Origin of the sequence: Secundilactobacillus hailunensis (genome assembly GCF_005405185.1) — a bacterium.
Lineage (GTDB): Bacteria > Bacillota > Bacilli > Lactobacillales > Lactobacillaceae > Secundilactobacillus > Secundilactobacillus hailunensis.
The window spans coordinates 34,543-52,482 of sequence record NZ_BJDO01000008.1 but is presented as its reverse complement, the minus strand read 5'-3'; the positions used below and the strand labels follow the sequence as shown (position 1 = coordinate 52,482).

Here is a 17,940-nt window from a genome sequence, read left to right as displayed (position 1 = left end):
ATTAAAAAATCCTCACAGTAGGCACTGTGAGGGTGATTGATTACAGGTATAGTGGCCTCACAGTTGAATTTTAAACTTCATCTGTGGGAGACCAATTAGGATACATTAAAGCGGTCTACACAGGTGTGACTGTAGACCAGGAGGATGATACTGTTTGCATGTTTTGTTGCTTGTTCATATCAGTGGCCTCCATTTCTTTAATTAGAATTTAACAGACGCGGTGATAATTGTCAACGTCAATTTGATAACTGATGGGCTATATTCTGGTGATGAAAACGGTTTATATCATATAAGGGAAAACTTTAAGGCCTGTCAAAATAATTTTAAATTGGAATTGTATGAGGAAAATTGATACTATAAAAGCAACGATTATTAACTATCAAACATCAAGAAATGAGGCAAACTGCATGACTGAATTTTATTTTATTCGCCACGGTCAGACTGAGGGGAATGCGCTGGGATTGAAGCAGGGAACGATGATCTCGGATATCACGCTGCTAAATGAGACCGGGAAAAAACAGGCGCAGCATTTACACGACCACTTCGACATTCAGTTCGCTGATCGATTGATCGTCAGTCCATTGCAACGGACGCAGGACACGGCAGCCATTTTGAACGCCACGGCAGCGTTACCTACTAAGACCGATTCACGGTTGCTGGAAATTTCCTATGGCAAATGGGACGGCTTAAAGAATCGGGAGCTGCAAGCGCAGTATGCGGATGTTTTTGATCCCGTTTTGAACGATGTTTTACCAAATTATACCAAGTATGCGACTGATGGAGAAACGTTTGAGCACGTGGTCCAGCGAGTTACCGACTTTATGACGGACTATGCCAGTCAAGCTAAGGACGGTAAGTACATCGTGGTGACGCATGGGTTTACGGTTAAGGCGGCGGCTTTAGCAGCCCTGCAGCCCCAAGATCCTATGACGTTGCCGGAACCAGACAATACCAGTGTCACTAAAATTAGTCTGATCGATGGTCGGTACTATATGTGGTTTTATAACCGGTTGTACTAAAACTAAAAATAACCGGCTGACTAGTCTCAATTGACTAATTAGCCGGTTATTTGTGTATTAGAGTGTTTTGACCATGTTATACCAAGTCTCGCCAGCGTGGGCGGAGTCCGAAACGCCTTCGTTGACGTAACCGTTACGTTCGTAAAACGGCACTAATTTTTTGAGACAGGTGAGGGTGATGGTCGTGCGGTTTTGTGCACGGGCGACCTTGGCTAATTCAGCGAGTAACTGACTGCCGATGTGTTGGTCACGGGCGTCTTTTGCTACTGCCAAACTTAAAACGGTCTGGTAACGATCAGCTGGATTATTGGCTGTTAGATGATCATACAGATTATCGCTGAGGTAACGTTCATCTGAGGCGGGACCAACCACGTAACCTAAGACCTGCTGATCTTGTGAAGCGACAATAAAAGTGTCACTAATACGGTCGATCCGTTCGGCCATACTGGGCTTAGTAGCGGCCTCGTCAGGGGTGAAGCCCTGGTTCTCAATGGTCATAATGGCATCAAGTTGATTGGGTTTAGCGGGTTGAAATGTAAGCATAAGTTGCCTCCGGGAATTTTAAAATCAAAACAGTGGTTTCATTATAGCCGGAGTGACAGCAAAAGAAAACACCTCGATCAGGTTGACCGAAACGTAGGGATAGTTAATAGTTGTTAGTTAGCGTAAAGCCAGACCCGCATCGTTAAGAGATACTCTTCCGCTAGTGGCAGATCATTTTTAGCTGGCAGGTCGTTTTCGATGATTTCAACCGTTTGCTGTGACCACGGATGAATCACTTTTTCATTGGCAATTAAAGCCAACTGACCCGGCGTAAAGAGTTCGGCTAATCCTAGCCGATTGACGACGCCATAACGGTACCGCATCGCTAACGTCCACAGATAATCGTAGATCGACTGCTGTGCCGTGCTATCTAACGGGGTAGTTTTTACTAGTGCTGCTAGCTGGTCTTTTAATTGCGTCTCTAATTTTTGATCTGTAATTGGGAAACTAGTGACCAGTTGATTGGGTTTTGAGAGTGTCTTTAAGAGGTCTAAGGCGGCGCGGAATAAATAATTCTCCTGGCCGTAAACGGCGACTTGCTGATCAACAGAGAGATCCACGACTAAGTTATAGTGTGCTAAAAAGTCTGAAACCCAGTTTAAATCGTGCCGAACGGTGTCGCTTTCAGCACCCAGTGTGGTTGCCAGTTCGGTTAACGGAACGTGTTTCGGTGCGTGAACAATTAATAAAAGTGTTAGATGAGTGCGTCTTTTTATGGTTTGCGGATCTTGATCTTTAATCATTGTCAATCCCTCCCTAGATGAGCATTGGTTACAATTCTAAACGTTTACAACTTAATCATCGCAGGTTAAAGAGTCAGTGTCAATTAGAAAGTAAGCGGTTTCAGTGAAACGCTGGCTACTTACTTTTAAATCTCCTGAACGCACAAAAACACCTTCAGCAAGTGTTTGCTGAAGGTGTTTTTGATAATAGTTTAAAGCTTAACCAGCTTGCTTGGCACTAGATACGTGTTTCACTAAGGCAGCAACGGTATCCGAAGCTGTAAACAGAGTCACTTGATGGCTTAGAGCCTTGGCTGTCAGTTGCTTGGCAACGTCACTTTCATCTTCAGTAGCGAGGACGAAAGCCAGGTCCTTCGGCCATTTTTGATCCAGTTGATAGACCTGGTGCGGATAACCGCCAGCGTCTAGGGCTGCCATGAGGTCGGTGTTCTCAGCATCATGTGGGGTAACCAGAATTGGGCCAGTAGTATCACTATCGAAATGATAGCTATCGAAGAACGCTTTGTGCAGCGCTTCGGCCAGTGTCTTACCATGACCGAGATCTTCACCGGTAGACTTCATTTCTGGACTGAGTGCCGTTGGGGCACCCGGTAATTTGGCGAAGGAGAAGACCGGTGCTTTAACGTAAACACTATCTGGTTCCGGATACAGTCCTGGCTGCAGATTAATGTCGGCCAGCGACTTGCCGATGATCAGCTGAGTGGCTAATTGGGCAAGGTGCATATGCGTGATCTTACTCATGAACGGCACGGTCCGTGAAGCCCGGGGGTTCACTTCGATGACGTAGATCTGGTCGGCAGTGATGAACTGGATGTTCATCATGCCGATGCAGTGAACTGATTTACCGATCTTAGTGGCGATTTGAATGATCTTAGCCTTCTGTGAATCAGTCAATGTCTGCGGCGGGTACATGGCGATTGAATCACCGGAGTGCACACCGGCACCTTCCAAGTGTTCCATGATGCCTGGAATAAAGACTTGCTTACCGTCACTTAGAATATCGACTTCACATTCGGTACCCTTGATGTACTTATCGATTAAAATCGGTTCGCCGTGGCTGTGCTTGAGGGCTGGAATCAGGTAGTCATCGAGTTCAGACTGATCATGCACGATGGCCATTCCCTTACCGCCTAAAACAAAGCTTGGCCGAACTAAGACAGGATAACTGAGCTTATTGGCGATTGCATGGGCGTCTGGAATATCAGTAGCGGTATCACCAGCTGGATGTGCAATGCCTTGATCGATCAGTAGGTTTTCAAAGTCGTGCCGGTTTTCAGTTTGTTCAATGCCAGTCATGTTGGTTCCCAGAATCTTAACGCCATGATCCGTTAACTGCTGGGTTAGATTAATAGCCGTTTGACCACCGAATTGAACGATCACGCCCAGTGGCTTTTCCAAATTAATGATGTTCATTACCGAATCAATGGTGAGCGGTTCGAAGTACAGTTTATCAGAAATTGAGAAATCGGTGGAAACCGTCTCGGGATTATTGTTGATGATGATTGCGTTGTAGCCGGCAGCCTGCAGGGCTTTAACCGAGTGAACAGTGGTGTAATCAAATTCAACCCCTTGGCCGATCCGAATGGGACCAGCACCAAGGACGATGACGCTGTTCCCCAGTGGCTTGCTTTCGTTTTCAGTGCCCACCGTACTATAGAAGTAGGGGGTGAAGCTTTCAAATTCGGCCGCGCAGGTATCCACCATTTTGTAGACGAGGTGCTGATCAGCCATACTGTGCAGCTTGGCTAACTCCTGGTCGGAAACGTTGGTGACCGTCTTGATCATCTTGTCATCAAAGCCTAGCTTTTGTGCTTTAAGAACCGTTTCAGCAGTTAACATGCCAGTCGTTAGTTCCTTTTGCATCGCGATGATATTGATCATTTTTGATAAGAAGAATTCATCAATCTTGGTAGCATCGTGGAGCTGCTCGATGGTTGCACCCTTGGTGATGGCAGCAAAGATCTCAAATAGGCGGGTATCCGTTGGTGTTTTGATCTTGTCTAATAGCTCATCCAAGGATTTACCCTTGGCATCATCTGGTAACAGAGTAGCCTGCATTTGGGTATCCAGTTCCAGTGATTGAACGGCTTTTAACAGAGATTCCTCAATGTTGCTGCCAATGGCCATGACTTCACCGGTGGCCTTCATTTGCGTGCCTAATTTCCGGTCAGCATGGTAAAACTTGTCAAAGGCAAAGCGGGGAATCTTAGCAACTACGTAGTCCAAAGCCGGTTCAAACATGGCGTAAGTGGTTTGAGTAATTGGGTTGATGATTTCGTCGAGGTTAAGACCCACGGCGATCTTAGCGGCAATTTTAGCAATTGGGTAACCGGTGGCTTTTGAGGCCAGTGCCGAAGAACGGCTGACCCGTGGATTAACTTCGATGACGTCGTAGTGCTCACTATAAGGGTCCTGAGCTAATTGAACGTTGCAGCCACCTTCGATTTTAAGGGCGTCAACGATTGTCAATGACGCATCACGCAGGCGCTGATACTCTTTGTCGGTCAGCGTTTGCGTTGGGGTGAATACTACTGAATCGCCAGTATGAACGCCCACTGGATCGAAGTTTTCCATGCCAGCTACAATGATCGAAGAACCATTGTGGTCGCGCATGACTTCAAATTCAATTTCTTTATACCCGGCAATCGACTTTTCAACTAGACACTCGGTTTCCGGTGACATCGTTAGACCCCGATTGAGCACCGTCCGCATTTCTGTATCGTTATGGGCGAAGCCACCGCCAGTACCGCCAAGGGTATAGGCTGGCCGGATGATGACCGGATAACCGATCTCATTGGCGAAGTCTAACCCGGTTTGGAGGTCATAAACCGTCTTCGAAGACGGGATCGGCTGCTTGAGTTCTTTCATCAGGTCCTTAAAGGCTTCCCGGTCTTCAGCTTGATTGATCGTGTGGAGGTTAGTCCCCAGTAACTCAATACCAAGATCGGCTAAAGTTCCCTTTTTAGCCAACTCAACGGCGAGGTTAAGTCCGGTTTGACCACCTAGGGTCGGTAAGATGGCATCTGGTCTTTCCTTTTTTAAAATAGCGGTGACGGAATCTAAGGTCAAAGGTTCCAAGTAAACCTTATCCGCAATTTCATCGTCAGTCATGATCGTGGCTGGATTGGAATTGATCAGAACGGTTTCGTAACCTTCTTCTTTTAAGCTTAAGCAGGCTTGGCTGCCGGCGTAATCGAATTCCGCAGCTTGGCCGATAACGATTGGACCTGAGCCGATAATCACAATTTTATTTAAATCTGTTCTTTTAGGCATGCTGTACTCCCCCGTTCGTCTTCATAAGGTCAATAAACTTGCTGAATAAGCGCGTCGCTTCGTGGGGCCCCGGTGCGGCCTCTGGATGATACTGGACTGAAAAGACCGGTTTTCCAGGATAGCGAAGCCCTTCGCAGGTTTTGTCATTGATCTCAATGGCGGTAACTTCAAGGGGTGTATCAGATACTGAATCAATGTCCACGGCGTAACCGTGGTTTTGCGAGGTGATCACCACTTCATTGGTCAATAGGTTCTTGACGGGGTGGTTGATACCCCGGTGGCCAAAGACCATTTTATAAGTCCGGGCACCGTTGGCCAGGGCTAACAGCTGATGGCCTAAACAAATCCCGAATAGCGGGTAGTGGTCTTGCAACTGTCTGATAACCGGCAGGAAGTCTGAATAGTCTTCCGGATCACCTGGGCCATTGGAGAGCAGGATGCCATCGGGATGTAAAGCGGCGATGGTATCAAAATTAGCTTCCGGCGTGACCACCGTGACGTTAGCACCGAAGTTTTCCAGTGATTTAACAATGTTGGCTTTTACCCCAAAATCAACCAGGACAACGTGGTCCGGATCTTCGTCCGTTGAGTGGGCGAAAGTGGCGGACTTAACGATCATATCCACTGACTTGGCCTGGTTAAAACTGCTCTTTGCCAGTGGTTGATTAGTGAGGCTGGCCTTCATTGTCCCGTGGGTTCGAATGATCTTCGTTAATTCACGGGTGTCGATACCGGCAATGCCTGGCACACCAGATTTCTTCAAAAATTCGTCTAGTGTCATGACACTTTGATAATGAAAAACCGTCGTCGCAATTTCTTGCATAACAACGGCTGATGCGGCAACCGATGGCGACTGATTCGCGTGCAGCGAAAGGCCATAGTTACCGATTAATGGGTAGGTAAAGGTGATGATCTGATTCGTGTACGAAGGATCAGTTAAGGTTTCTTGGTAACCGACCATACTGGTGGTGAAAACGAGTTCACCCTTAATTTCTTTCGTTAAGTCGCCAACGGCAGTACCAACAAATTGATCTCCGTTTTCTAGCGTTAAATATTTTTTCATGTCTGATAACCTCCTCAATTGCCGCCTCGCAGGACGGAGTTAATTGCTTTTTGTATAAGATAAGATTTTTTCGAGAAATTGTCAAGACACTTTATACATAAAAATGGCTATTTTTAGTTAAATATAAGTTATTTTATCTTTATATGAATACTTATAGAGACAAAATGTAACTTTATAGCCGGTGTTTATGCTAATCGTATCGGTGATGATCTTCGAGCTAAACCCTTATACAAAAAGATTTACAACAAACAATGGAAAAATCAGCAAACGGTCAGCTAAACCATATTATGCAGAAAAATGAATATACAAAAGTTTTTTCTGCATAATGACGATTGGCACAACCAAACTTACTAGATTTGAATTGATTTTAAACTATATTTCCGAATAAAGCTAGTCAAAATCAAATGATTTATTCGTTTTTATTAGAAAATAGTAGGCGTGCTATTATTTATATTGTGTACAATCTTGTAATTTACTAACTATACAAAAATAAGGGCGGTCCACCGTTGATCGGTGAATCACCCTTATTTTAAAAATGATTTGCTAATGATAAATTACTTAGCATCCGCAGTCTTCAAGTTGTCTTCAACAAACTTACGAATGTCAGCTTCAGACTCAGTCATGAATGGCTTCATTTGTTCTTCAGTCTTCATGGTGTCGTGATTGTTGTGCTCCATGAGGTAATCCCAAATGGCGTCGCGGACTGGCATTTCGTCTTTGCTCCAGTCAAAAGCGTCACTCATGTTGTAATCTAAGAATAAAGTTTTATCTACATCTTCTGCCATATTGAATTCCTCCTAACACATACATTGTAGTCCTTTATTTCTGTGTGTTAAGTTATTCGCTCACAATTATATTAAGTGATTTTTTATAATGTTTAAGGGACTGTTAAATCAATTCCCAAACAGGTTCAATATTTAACAAACTCTCCCATTAGTGCTAACATAAAGTAGTTAGGAAGTCCTAACCAATTAAGCTAAGACAAATAAAGGGAGCGCGATTTAAATGGCTAACAAGTTAAGCAAAGAACAACGTAAGGCATTGATCGAAAAGGCAGAGGAAGACCGTGCTAAGCACCCAAAGGCTAAGAGTGGCAAGTCTGGTTTCGCTACCATTGACGAAGCTGCTGAAAAGCTTGAAAACCAAAACTAATTAAAAACGGCTTTGGCTATTGCCAAATGTAAATGAAAAGAACGTGATGACAGTTAATTTTAACTGCTGATCACGTTCTTTTTTTGTTTGGTCTAATTAGGCGATTTTAACATCAACTATCCAGTTATCCTGAGTTGAATGTTTGGCAAGCTGATCACTTTGCTTTAAAAGCTCATTATTTCTGGCAATAATGGTGCCTTTAATGGGTGACTGTAATGTTTCCACCGCTTTGGCGCCTTCCATCTCAAGCAGATCATCATCTTGATCTAACTGATTGTCCGGTGATGAGAAGTCCATAAAGGTGATATCACCGAGGTCTTCATAGGCTTGATCAGCAATCCCAATGCGAACTACACCGGGCTTAGTTTTCTGATACCAGACCCCGTCTTTTTCCTGGGGTTCAAACTGGGTGGTTTTACCGCCAAATAAGCGTTTGATGCTGCTAATTAATTTTGTCCAAAATGCCATAATCGTCCACTCCCTTTTGTTTCTACCATACAATTAGTATACCGAGCTTGGTGACAGAAAGAAAGCGTTTTACATTGGGCTGGTATCAATGACCGAAAAAAAGTAAAATGGATGTAACAACTTACAGAAAAGGAGTGGACATATGTTTTTAATCGATACAAGTCGGGACGGTAAACCGGTCTATGATCCTATCGTAAACCAGTCACTGGATAATTATTTGATCAACGACCTTAAATTACCGGGACATGGGTTGATTATGTACATTAACGAGCCATCGGTCATTGTTGGTGTGAATCAAAACGTGTTTGCGGAGGTCAACGTCCCTTATTTAGCAGAGAATAACATTGCGTTAGTTCGGCGGACGTCCGGTGGCGGTTCCGTTTACCATGATATGGGGAACTTAATTTTTGAAAACATTGTGGTGGGTGACACCGATGATGACGCTGAGTGGGGCAATTATGCGGTTTTCGCCCAGCCAATTTTGGACGCCCTGCACGAATTAGGCGCCACGGATGCGCAGTTGCGCGGCAACTCAGACCTGGTGGTGAACGACCATAAGTTTACTGGTATGACGATGGTGAAGTCAGGGGATGCTTACGCGGCTGGCGGGACGCTGATGTTTGATATGAATCTGATGGCAGCCAGTCAGGCCCTCAAGCCAGTTGAAACGCATATCAACGGCAAATGGGTCAAGTCAAACCGTAGTGACATTGAAAATATTAAAACTCATTTAGCACCTAAATATCAGCAGCTGACTAGCGAGCAGTTCAAGACGCAGTTACTGCTCAAGCTGTTTCACGTTGAGCGGTTAGAAGATATTGAAACGTATCATTTGACCGACCATGACTGGCAGATCATCGATGAACGGCTGGCTGAACAGTACCAGACGGATGATTGGAACTTCGGTGCTAATCCGGGCTTTAACCGCTGTCGCTTCAAGCAATTTGATGGTGGCACTTTGATCTTGAATCTGATGGTAAAAGATCAGCGCATTACGAAAGTTGCGATCTATGGCGATCTATTAGATGATAAACTGGCGCGCAAATTAGAAGCACAGTTAACGGGTGTCACGTTAGATAAGATCGACCTGCGCAAGCGGCTTAACAAACGCTGGTTACGCAAAGTACTAAATGACGCGGATATTGATAAATTAATTGATGAATTGATCATTGAAAAACAGTAGGTGAATAATGGCAAAACCAAAGTACCCAGTTGAAGAATATATTGGTGTACCAGTCGAACAGGACGATAGCGGGCAATACGTGATTCGTGATGAGTCCGCATTTCAGCTTCATTCTTGGCGGACTGGCCGGCACACGAAGGGCAAATTGAAAAAGATCGGTCAGGTCTTCTTGACTGAAAATCACCTCACGGTAGCCGTGATTGCAACCAAACCGGTGGCGTATAAGAATCGCCATGCGATTACACCAATGCAGCGGTTTACCAGTGAGTTTGTCAGCGATGATCTGATTCAATTAGCACGTACCAAACTCAACTGAAAATAATCAAAAATAGCGCATATTAACAACCGTCAATTGGTTGAGAATATGCACTATTTTTGTATACATATACAGTTTACTTTTTAACGGCAATCGCCGAAACTTTTGGTAGTTGATCAACAAATTTGAGGTAAGCAGCTTCTTCCGTCGTTGGTTTGATGGTTGCCGTTTGTGTCGTCACGTTTGCACCGTGCAGTTGCGCTTCATCAACTTCAATGAGGTGGGTCTGCGTAGCGTTACCAATGAGATCGATCCAGTAGCGGTCGGCTGCTTGATGAACCTTGGTTTTGACCATGCCACCGGGGTTATAAACCGTGATGGTGTGATCAAATTGACCAAGGTGAGGGTGAACCATGGCAAAGGCCAGACTAGTTGCTGACATACCCGTCCCACAAGCGTTCGTGAAGCCGACCCCTCGTTCATAAGTTCGAACGAAGAGCTGATTTTTACCCAGGATCTGTGCAAAGCTGACGTTAACACCATCTGGGAAATAATCATTGTGACCGTTTAAGTGAGCACCCAATTTGCCAAGAAGGTCGCTATTCATGGTGTCTTCGTCCACAAAACTGATGAGGTGGGGATTAGGAACGGCAATTGCCGTAAAGTTCAACCCGGCAGCAAAGGCTGGGACTGGCTGGTCGATCAACGCCCCGTCACCTAAGTTAGTAAACGGGAAGTCAGCCGGTTTGAACCGGACTGGTGAGATCTCCACGCTAAATGCTGGAACATCCGGTGCCAGATCGTTTTGACGGCTTACTTGCAGATCAGCGGTGAGGGTCTCAACTTTGAACTGATTCGTGTGGTGTTTTTCAGCTAAATACCGGGACACCGTTCGCAGACCATTGCCGCACATTGAAGCTTCGCTGCCATCAGCGTTGATGACGCGCATTTGCCCTAAAACATTGGCGTGAGTCGACGAATTAACAACTAACAGGCCGTCAGCACCGTCTAAAATACCCGTTTGGGGATTGGTGACTTGCTGGGCTAAGGCTGATAATTCTCCGTCATTTAACGGTTGGTCCAAGGTCGTTTGATCCAGTAAGAAAAAGTGGTTTTCAGATCCGTGTACTTTACGTAATTGCACCATAGTTTTTTTACTCCTTATCGTTGGCAATAATTGTGATGTCATTCTATCAGTCTTTGACGAAAAAGTCTCGCTTTTAACTTAAATTCAAACTGGATCAGGGCTAAAGAAGGCGTCGTAAATACTCTTGACGGCTTCTTCAGCATCCGCACGGCGCGTCCCCAGCATAATTGAAATCCGCGACGCCCCTTGGTTGATCATGTGGACGCCAATATTGTGCTGAACCAGTGGCCGGATAATCTGTTCAATAACGCCAACTTTGTCACGCATGCCTTCACCAACGACCATGATAATGGCATAATCATCGATCCATTCCAGCGTGTCTGGTTTGAGCACCTCACGGATATCATGGCACATATTATGAACGGTATCTTCGTCAAATTGGGTGCGGTCGAAAATCACGGTCAGGTCATCGATCCCAGAAGGCATATGTTCGTAAGAAACGTTGTACTTCTTAAAGACCTGCAGCAATTTTAGCGTAAAACCCACTTCCTTGTTCAACAGGTAACGGTGAATGTAGAGGGCGGCAAATCTAGTGGAACTAGCAACGCCAGTAATGGTTTGCGTGGGCTGGAAATCTTTTTCAGGTACGATCAGGGTACCTGGTAAATTTGGCCGATTGGTATTTTTAACATTAATGGGAATCTGACCCTGAATGGCCGGAATAATGGCTTCATCGTGAAAGACTGAGAACCCAGCATATGAAAGTTCCCGCATCTCCCGGTAAGTCATTCGCGGAATGGCAACGGGGTGATCGACCAGCTTGGGGTTAGCAGCGTAAATGGCATTGACATCGGTAAAGTTTTCGTACAGATCAGCGTGTAAGCCCCTAGCGACAATCGCACCGGTGATATCAGAACCACCCCGTGAGAAAGTGGCAATCTGGCCTTTGGGTGTAAAACCGAAGAATCCAGGGAATACCAGGACTGAATTATCAACGGGAAGCTGAGCTAAATTTTCATAGGTCTCTGGCAGCACCGTCGCGTTGTTAGGCTCACCGCTAACAATGATCCCCGCAACTTTAGGGTCGACAAAGTGGGCGGTGATGCCCACATGGTTCATCACCGCAGCCATCAACCGGGCGTTGAGGCGCTCGCCATGAGCCTTAAAGGCGGCCATCAGATACTCATTGTCTGGGTATTTCGTGGTTGGTAATTTACGTAGCGCCTGCTTGATTGGGGCTAAGGCTTTTTCATCTAAATGAAAGTAGTTACCAATTGACTGATAGCGCGCAAAAATCCGCTTAAATATCTCACTGGTATCTGCATGTTTAATCGTTAATTCTGCATACTTAATGAGCAGATCGGTGACTTTAATATCACCATCATGACGTTTTCCTGGCGCCGAGGTGATAATCACCCGACGCTGCGAATCGGCCTTCATAATTGAGATCACTTTTTCAAATTGGGGTCCGTCAGCTAACGAACTGCCACCAAACTTAACGACTTTCACATCCAACACTCCTTGTCCGCCTGATTTTTATCAGAAACGGTTAATAATTACATTGAATTCTAACATTTTATTTTTCTTTGGCAACTTTTTCGGGGGTGGAAAAGTGGGAGATTTCGGGGTGATTATGTAGGAGAAAAGTTTTTTTGAGATTTTGGTGAGAGGGGTTAGGATATATAGCCTAACTGGGTTCAAGCAGGCAGAGAGCTGCATGTAAGGCGACGTGAACATAAATCCAAGCCCGGGATTTTTGCTCACGTCACCTTACACACCGCTCTCTAACCGCCTGCTTTCACACCTTGCTTTTTAAAAACCCCTTGACTATCTGTGAAAACAATTATAGAATTTGATTAAATCGAAGAGGTTGCAACCGACACCAGTCAGTTCGCTTAGTCACTGTAATGACGAAGAGGCGGACCTAACAGGGACGTTGCCGAAGCGCTGCACTGTTACAGCAGTCAGTTAGCTGGGACGCGATCCAATAAATCACGGACTGTCGCAGATATATAACGTCTGCGGAGCGCTATCGAAAATGAGTCCATAATGAATTTGTCATTAAACTTGGAGTCCTTTTGTTTAGCGTAAACAAAAGGGCTCCTTTTCGTACAACCATAACTAACCATCGGAGGACATAATATGAGCGAGCAATTGACGAACGAGCAGATTAATGAAGCAGGGCATTTAACCATTGGCGGGGTCGACGCCGACCAATTAGCAGCCAAGTACCAAACACCATTAGCGGTCTACGATGTCTCCAAAATTCGTGACCAGATTCGCCGGTTTAAATCCGTTTTTGAAGCCAATGGCGTTGATTACGCGGTCAGTTATGCCAGCAAAGCATTTGCGACGATTGCCATGTTTCAGGTGATCGACCAAGAGCAAGGCCACATTGACGTGGTTTCCGGTGGTGAACTTTACACCGCCAGTCAAGCTCATTTCCCAATGTCACGGGTCAGCTTTCACGGGAATAATAAATCCCGGGAAGAATTGGCAATGGCAGTTAAAAACAAGGTTGGCGTTATCGTTTTGGATAACTTCCATGAAATTGAATTATTGGATCAGGTCCTTAAAGAACAGGACGCAACTTCAGCAGTGATGCTGAGAATTACGCCAGGCATTTCAGCCCACACCCATGAGTACATTTCTACCGGTCAAGAAGATAGCAAGTTTGGTTTTGATCTTAAGTCAGGTCAAGCTGATGAAGCACTGCAAGAAGTATTGGCCAATGATCGGATGAATATGTTAGGGATTCACGCCCACATTGGTTCACAAATTTTTGAACTGAAGGGTTTCCAAATGGCTGCTAAGAAATTAGTTGAGATTGCCGCCAACTGGCACAATCAGTATCATTATCAGCCAGAAGTGATCAACGTCGGCGGTGGCTTTGGCATTCGCTACACCAAGGATGATCACCCGTTGGCACCGGAAGATTTCGTTGATGCCATCGTTAAGACCATCAAGCAAAGCGCCGCGGATCAGAATTTAGACATGCCAGCCGTTTGGATCGAACCTGGTCGTTCAATTGCCGGTCCTGCCGGTTACAATCTCTATACCGTTGGTTCGCGGAAGGACGTTCCTGGCTTGACCTCATATTTGACCGTTGACGGCGGCATGGGCGATAACATTCGCCCAGCGCTTTATCAAGCCGAGTACGAAGCCGTGTTAGTTGATCAGCCTAACGCACTGCCAACTGAAACGGTGCATGTTGCTGGTAAGTATTGTGAGTCCGGTGATATCTTGATTGATAAGCAGGCTTTACCAGCCAGCAAGCCAGGCGACGTACTTGCCGTTCTGGATACTGGGGCTTACGGGTATTCAATGGCTTCCAACTATAACCGCAATCCACGGCCGGCAGTGGTCTTTGTCGAAAATGGTGAGTCCACGCTGGTGGTTAAACGGGAAACGTACGCTGATCTGACGCGGTTGGATCAACCACTACCCAAAACATTTTAAATAAAAACTACCTATTATAAATAATCTAAGAGAGACGAGGAAATAACATGGCAAAGTTAGATGCACAGCAAATTATTGATTATATCGGCAATGCGCCCAAGAAGACGCCCGTTAAGGTTTATATCAAAGGTGATTTATCCAATTTAACGGTGCCAGATAGCATTAAAGCTTTCATTGAAACTAAGACTGGGGTGCTGTTTGGTGACTGGGCCGATGTTAAAGGGTTTCTCGACCAGCACCAAATCGAAATTACGGATACTGAAATTGAAAACCAAACCCGTAATTCAGCTGTCCCACTATTAGATATGAAAGACGTCAACGCTCGCATCGAACCCGGTGCTATCATTCGTGATCAAGTTTTGATCGGTGATAACGCGGTCATCATGATGGGTGCCACCATCAACATCGGTGCTGAAATTGGCGCTGATACCATGATCGACATGGGTGCAGTCCTTGGTGGCCGAGCTATCGTTGGAAAGCATTCCCACATTGGTGCCGGTACCGTGTTAGCAGGAGTGGTGGAACCCGCCTCTGCGCAACCGGTCCGCGTTGACGATAACGTGTTGATTGGTGCCAACGCTGTGGTGATTGAAGGCGTTCACGTGGGTGAAGGTGCCGTTGTGGCAGCTGGCGCCATCGTGACTAAGGACGTGGCGCCGCATACCATGGTTGCCGGCGTCCCTGCTAAATTCATTAAAAACGTTGATGAGAAAACCGAATCCAAGACCGGCCTTGAAGACGATCTAAGAAAGTTGTGATGAGATGGCAGTTTTAACGGAAGCGTCACTGATTAAGATTCGCCGGCATCTGCACCAGATCCCTGAACTAGCATTAAATGAAGTTCAGACGTCAGCCTATCTGGAAAAAGTGATTGCCGGTTTTGACCAGACGTATTTGGAAATTAAAAAGATTCCGGATCTGCCTACTGCCATCATGGTTAGAATTGCAGGCAGCGCACCAAAACGGACACTGGGTTATCGCACCGACATTGATGCCTTACCGGTTACGGAAGCCACTGGTTTACCGTTTGCGTCTAAGCATCCTGGTGTGATGCACGCCTGTGGTCATGATATTCACATGACGGTGGCCTTGGGCGTCCTGAGCTACTTCGCTGAACATCAGCCAACTGATAACATGATCTTCTTCTTCCAGCCAGCGGAAGAAAGTGAAAATGGCGGTAAATTAGCCTATGAACTAGGCGTGTTTAAAGGTCAATGGCGACCGGATGAATTTTACGGATTGCACGACAATCCCGATTTACCAGCCGGTGCAATCGGCTGTCGAATGGGTACCTTATTTGCTGGGACCACTGAAGTGAACATTGACCTGGAAGGGAAGGGCGGTCACGCTGCTTATCCCCAAGATGCCAATGATATGGTGGTCGCAGCAGCTGCGTTAATTGAACAAGTGCAAACGATTATTTCTCGAAGTATTGATCCCATTGAAGGCGGCGTGATCACCCTGGGCAAGATGGAGGCCGGCACGATCCGCAACGTGATTGCCGGCCACGCCCACATTGAAGGCACGATTCGCGGCTTGACACAGGTCATGATTAAACGCATTGACCAGCGCCTGAAAGACGTTGGTGAAGGCGTTGCCAGAAGCTTTAATGCCAAAGTCACCGTTGGCCTGAATCAGGGCGGCTATTTACCGGTTGAAAACAACCCGGAATTAACCAAACGCTTCATTGCCTATATGAAACACAATCCAGACGTAAACTTTGTGGAAACTGAACCGGCCATGACAGGAGAAGATTTTGGTTACCTGTTATCGAAGATCCCTGGCACCATGTTTTGGTTAGGCGTTGAAGATGACTCACAGCTGCACTCAGCCACGTTGAACCCAAAAGAAGCTTCCATTGAAGCCGGGGCCCAGGCAATCACTGGGTTTATGACAGCCAGAATGGCCGAATAATTAACGATAATCCGTACGAGACTAAAAGGAGACGTTATCATGACAACACTAGAAAACGTAGATTTAATGACGGCAATCATCACCCCATTTGATGAAAATGATCAGATCAACTACGATGCTTTAGAGAAGTTGACTAATCACTTGATTGATACTGGCAGCAAGGGCTTTGTTATCGGCGGCACCACTGGTGAAACACCAACCTTGACCCATGATGAAAAGATCGACCTGTACACCCGCTTTGGTCAAATTATTGGTGGCCGGGTACCAGTAATTGCTGGTACTGGCAGCAATAACACCCGCGAAACCGTAGCCCTTACTAAGGAGGTCAGCGAAATTTCCGGGGTCGATTATGAATTAGTCGTCGTCCCTTATTACAACAAGCCGAGTCAGCGGGGCATGATCGCCCATTTTACGGCGGTTGCAGACGCTGCTGAAAAGCCAATTATTATCTACAACATTCCTGGCCGGACCGGTGTTACCATGGCTAACGATACCGTCGTTACCCTGTCTCAGAATCCAAACATTATTGGGGTTAAGCAGTGTACTTCAATTGACGACATTGAATTTCTAGTTGAACACACCCCAGACGACTTTTACGTTTATAGCGGTGAAGATGCGCAAGCCTTGTCCGCTCGTGTCGTTGGCGGTGCCGGTGTGATTTCCGTTGCGTCTCACCTGTATGGTGATCAGATTCGCGCCATGTACGATGCTCTTTACGCTGGAGACTTAACCAAGGCTGGTGGCCTCAAGCGCCAATTGACACCAAAGATGGCAGCTTGTTTCATGTTCCCGTCACCATCACCCGTTAAGGCAGTGTTGAATGCTCAGGGTTACAATGTGGGCGGCTGCCGTCTGCCAATTCAATCACTCAATGCTGACGAAAGCCGTCAATTAGCGGTTGCATTAGGCATGGACGCGGATGCATTATTAAGTCAATCAGTGAAGTAGAACGGAGAATATTTTAAAATGACAAAAGTTTTAATTGCCGGTTTTACCGGTGCAATGGGTCAAAAAGCAGTTCGGTTAGTTCAGGAAAGTGACGGCTATGAACTCGTCGCTGGTCTGGCCGTAGGGATTACTTCTAAAGATCCCGAGGATTACGATCTGCCAGCCGGGGTTGCCATTTATGGCGATTTGAACGAGATTCAAACCGATGCTGACATCTGGATCGATTTTACGTTACCCAGCGCAGTGTATGCCAACACTAAATTTGCGATTGAACACGGGATCCATCCCGTTATTGGGACGACTGGTTTAACGGATGATCAGGTCAGTGAACTGCAAGACCTAGCTTCTGCTAAACATCTTGGCGGTTTGATCGCACCGAACTTCGGCATGTCTGCCGTACTGTTAATGAAGTTTGCCAAGGAAGCTGCTAAGTACTTCCCAGACGTAGAAATCATTGAAATGCACCATGACAACAAAGCGGATGCGCCTTCTGGAACGGCTTTGAGTACCGCAAAATTGATCGATGAAGTCCGGCCCGAACATGAACAGGGCAATCCTGACGAAACCGAGAGTTTGTCAGGTGTCCGCGGTGGCGACTACCATGGGATTCACATCCATGCGGTGCGCTTACCCGGTTACGTTGCCCATGAACAGGTACTTTTTGGCGGTCCCGGTGAAGCCTTGACGATCCGCCAAGATTCATTTGACCGGCAATCCTTCATGACGGGGGTCAAAGTGGCCATGGACCACGTGCTGGATTTAAAAGAATTAGTGGTTGGGCTCGAAAATCTGCTTTAATTGTTTTATAATTTTATTATCAAATATTAATTTA

General features: G+C 46.0%; 17 protein-coding genes and 1 riboswitch. Of the genes, 9 read left to right on the top strand and 8 right to left on the bottom strand.

Going from position 1 to position 17,940, the window contains the following annotated elements; translation table 11 throughout:
- Window positions 1–407 precede the first annotated feature (407 nt).
- Window positions 408–1,019: a histidine phosphatase family protein gene (locus tag FFM73_RS03845; protein ID WP_137630468.1), complete on the top strand. Its 612-nt coding sequence runs from the start codon at window positions 408–410 to the stop codon at window positions 1,017–1,019.
- A 57-nt stretch (window positions 1,020–1,076) separates the two neighbouring features.
- Here the strand turns inward: FFM73_RS03845 and FFM73_RS03840 are convergent, their stop codons facing one another.
- The 5 genes from FFM73_RS03840 to FFM73_RS03820 all read right to left on the bottom strand — a co-directional run bounded on the left by FFM73_RS03840 (window position 1,077) and on the right by FFM73_RS03820 (window position 7,426).
- A complete protein-coding gene (locus tag FFM73_RS03840) occupies window positions 1,077–1,562 on the bottom strand; it encodes a GNAT family N-acetyltransferase (RefSeq protein WP_137630467.1) in 486 nt (161 codons plus the stop codon).
- Between the two features lie 113 nt (window positions 1,563–1,675).
- Window positions 1,676–2,305: a BglG family transcription antiterminator gene (locus FFM73_RS03835; protein ID WP_137630466.1), complete on the bottom strand. Its 630-nt coding sequence runs from the start codon at window positions 2,303–2,305 to the stop codon at window positions 1,676–1,678.
- Between the two features lie 198 nt (window positions 2,306–2,503).
- Window positions 2,504–5,578, bottom strand: coding sequence for a carbamoyl-phosphate synthase large subunit (carB, locus tag FFM73_RS03830; RefSeq protein WP_137630465.1), 3,075 nt, complete (start codon window positions 5,576–5,578; stop codon window positions 2,504–2,506).
- Window positions 5,571–6,641 (bottom strand): carbamoyl phosphate synthase small subunit, encoded by a 1,071-nt coding sequence (locus FFM73_RS03825; protein ID WP_137630464.1) that lies wholly within the window; start codon window positions 6,639–6,641, stop codon window positions 5,571–5,573. The genes carB and FFM73_RS03825 overlap by 8 nt, the downstream gene beginning before the upstream one ends.
- 554 nt (window positions 6,642–7,195) lie before the next feature.
- On the bottom strand, window positions 7,196–7,426 hold the full coding sequence (locus FFM73_RS03820) for a P8 family protein (RefSeq protein ID WP_137630463.1): 231 nt from the start codon (window positions 7,424–7,426) through the stop codon (window positions 7,196–7,198).
- Between the two features lie 220 nt (window positions 7,427–7,646).
- On the opposite strand from FFM73_RS03820, the gene FFM73_RS12740 reads away from it, so the two are divergent.
- Window positions 7,647–7,793, top strand: coding sequence for a hypothetical protein (locus tag FFM73_RS12740; protein WP_089088279.1), 147 nt, complete (start codon window positions 7,647–7,649; stop codon window positions 7,791–7,793).
- A gap of 96 nt (window positions 7,794–7,889) precedes the next feature.
- Here the strand turns inward: FFM73_RS12740 and FFM73_RS03815 are convergent, their stop codons facing one another.
- On the bottom strand, window positions 7,890–8,261 hold the full coding sequence (locus tag FFM73_RS03815; RefSeq protein ID WP_137630462.1) for a biotin/lipoyl attachment domain-containing protein: 372 nt from the start codon (window positions 8,259–8,261) through the stop codon (window positions 7,890–7,892).
- A 142-nt stretch (window positions 8,262–8,403) separates the two neighbouring features.
- Here FFM73_RS03815 and lplA point away from each other — a divergent pair, with 142 nt between their 5' ends.
- Window positions 8,404–9,444 (top strand): lipoate--protein ligase, encoded by a 1,041-nt coding sequence (gene lplA, locus FFM73_RS03810; RefSeq protein WP_137630461.1) that lies wholly within the window; start codon window positions 8,404–8,406, stop codon window positions 9,442–9,444.
- 7 nt (window positions 9,445–9,451) lie between these two features.
- Window positions 9,452–9,760 carry a DUF7671 family protein gene (locus FFM73_RS03805; RefSeq protein ID WP_137630460.1) on the top strand — a complete coding sequence of 103 codons (309 nt, stop codon included), beginning with the start codon at window positions 9,452–9,454 and terminating at the stop codon, window positions 9,758–9,760.
- Between the two features lie 76 nt (window positions 9,761–9,836).
- Here the strand turns inward: FFM73_RS03805 and dapF are convergent, their stop codons facing one another.
- Complete coding sequence (gene dapF / locus FFM73_RS03800) at window positions 9,837–10,847, bottom strand: diaminopimelate epimerase (RefSeq protein ID WP_137630459.1); 1,011 nt, start codon at window positions 10,845–10,847, stop codon at window positions 9,837–9,839.
- 84 nt (window positions 10,848–10,931) lie between these two features.
- Window positions 10,932–12,296 carry an aspartate kinase gene (locus FFM73_RS03795; RefSeq protein ID WP_137630458.1) on the bottom strand — a complete coding sequence of 455 codons (1,365 nt, stop codon included), beginning with the start codon at window positions 12,294–12,296 and terminating at the stop codon, window positions 10,932–10,934.
- 348 nt (window positions 12,297–12,644) lie between these two features.
- Window positions 12,645–12,827, top strand: a riboswitch (Lysine riboswitch).
- Between the two features lie 102 nt (window positions 12,828–12,929).
- On the opposite strand from FFM73_RS03795, the gene lysA reads away from it, so the two are divergent.
- Genes lysA through dapB form a run of 5 tightly spaced genes read left to right on the top strand, consistent with a single transcriptional unit; the run spans window position 12,930 to window position 17,906 of the window.
- Window positions 12,930–14,246: a diaminopimelate decarboxylase gene (lysA, locus tag FFM73_RS03790; RefSeq protein ID WP_137630457.1), complete on the top strand. Its 1,317-nt coding sequence runs from the start codon at window positions 12,930–12,932 to the stop codon at window positions 14,244–14,246.
- A 47-nt stretch (window positions 14,247–14,293) separates the two neighbouring features.
- Window positions 14,294–15,004, top strand: coding sequence for a 2,3,4,5-tetrahydropyridine-2,6-dicarboxylate N-acetyltransferase (dapD, locus tag FFM73_RS03785; RefSeq protein WP_137630456.1), 711 nt, complete (start codon window positions 14,294–14,296; stop codon window positions 15,002–15,004).
- A 4-nt stretch (window positions 15,005–15,008) separates the two neighbouring features.
- Entirely contained in the window at window positions 15,009–16,160 is a 1,152-nt protein-coding gene (locus FFM73_RS03780) for an N-acetyldiaminopimelate deacetylase (RefSeq protein ID WP_137630455.1), read from the top strand.
- 39 nt (window positions 16,161–16,199) lie between these two features.
- Window positions 16,200–17,108 (top strand): 4-hydroxy-tetrahydrodipicolinate synthase, encoded by a 909-nt coding sequence (gene dapA, locus FFM73_RS03775; protein WP_137630454.1) that lies wholly within the window; start codon window positions 16,200–16,202, stop codon window positions 17,106–17,108.
- 18 nt (window positions 17,109–17,126) lie between these two features.
- Window positions 17,127–17,906, top strand: a complete 780-nt coding sequence (gene dapB, locus FFM73_RS03770; protein WP_137630453.1) for a 4-hydroxy-tetrahydrodipicolinate reductase — start codon at window positions 17,127–17,129, stop codon at window positions 17,904–17,906.
- Window positions 17,907–17,940: the final 34 nt, after the last annotated feature.